We start from the raw sequence: 1,025 nt of genomic DNA, 5'->3' as shown, positions 1-1,025 counted from the left end.
GGAGATATGGGTGCACTGTCTATATATGACGGAAATACAAAGCTTGGAGAATTATTGAGCGAATCAGGATTTTTTTAAGCAAGTTGAAGGCCAAACTAAAGAAACTTTCGTTTTTGAGGATATATTACACAACTTAAATGTTTCATACGAAGGTGGTGCTTACATGGCAGTTACAAAAGAAAACGGTCATTATAAAGCTTCCCTAATAGATGGCAGAACAGTTGAACGTGATGAATACTTTGATGAGGCGCATTTACGTGAAAATGAATTGTTGCATCCTAGCACTGGACACATCCAAAAAGATTTAGATTCTCTGCTCCTCAGAGGTACCAAAATTTTGAATCATCAGGATTCAGAGCATGCCCAATATTCTGATGAGCAAAAGGCAAATGGAGTAATCGTAGAAAAAGGAAAACTACTGGATAATAAGGGAACAGATAGGACAGACGACGATGTACACGAAGCGGTTGTAAAACAAGGAGGCGAAAATTTACATACATTCAAAAATATGGGCTTTTATATTACCGAAAAAGGTGATCTATTTATTCATGACCATGGAGCAAATGTAAGGTTTCAACTACCACAAAGTATTACTCATCTAAAATTAGTGGAAAAAGACGGAACATATAAGCTTGTTCCGGTGACGAAAGATGGAAATGAACATCCAATAGGTATGCCAAATATATCAGATGAATATAGATACATAGATCCAATATTTGCACATGAATATGAAAAGAGAGATTATTCCCATAAACATGTAAATGTGGGCCTTATAAACTTAGAGAAATATGGCTCTGGCAAACTTTTTTGCTATAAAGTACGACCCAAATGATTATCACATACAAAGAAACTCCAGCGGTGAAATAGTTAGAATAAAAGATCAAACATATTTCACTAAAGTAAAATTGTTTTGATGGTGATGAAGAAATTGGAATGTTGTCTAATAACTTTCACAATTTCAAAGGGAAAATATTCTTTTCTGCTAGACTAACAACTACAGTTATAACGATTTCCTAGCATCTGTT

The 1,025-nt window shown here is 34.6% G+C and carries 1 protein-coding gene; it reads left to right on the top strand.

Annotated features, from left to right (window positions below; genetic code table 11):
* Positions 1-163: 163 nt before the first annotated feature.
* On the top strand, positions 164-832 hold the full coding sequence (locus WGMM_RS01930) for a hypothetical protein (protein WP_240991848.1): 669 nt from the start codon (positions 164-166) through the stop codon (positions 830-832).
* Positions 833-1,025 lie beyond the last annotated feature (193 nt).

The sequence above is a fragment of the Wolbachia endosymbiont of Glossina morsitans morsitans genome, assembly GCF_000689175.1.
Taxonomy (GTDB): domain Bacteria; phylum Pseudomonadota; class Alphaproteobacteria; order Rickettsiales; family Anaplasmataceae; genus Wolbachia; species Wolbachia pipientis.
This window is presented reverse-complemented; position numbering and strand designations above follow the sequence as displayed.

Coding starts and splice junctions, on each gene's coding strand:
- WGMM_RS01930 (WP_240991848.1), top strand. CDS start 164: ATGGCAGTTACAAAAGAAAACGGTCATTATAAAGCTTCCCTAATAGAT.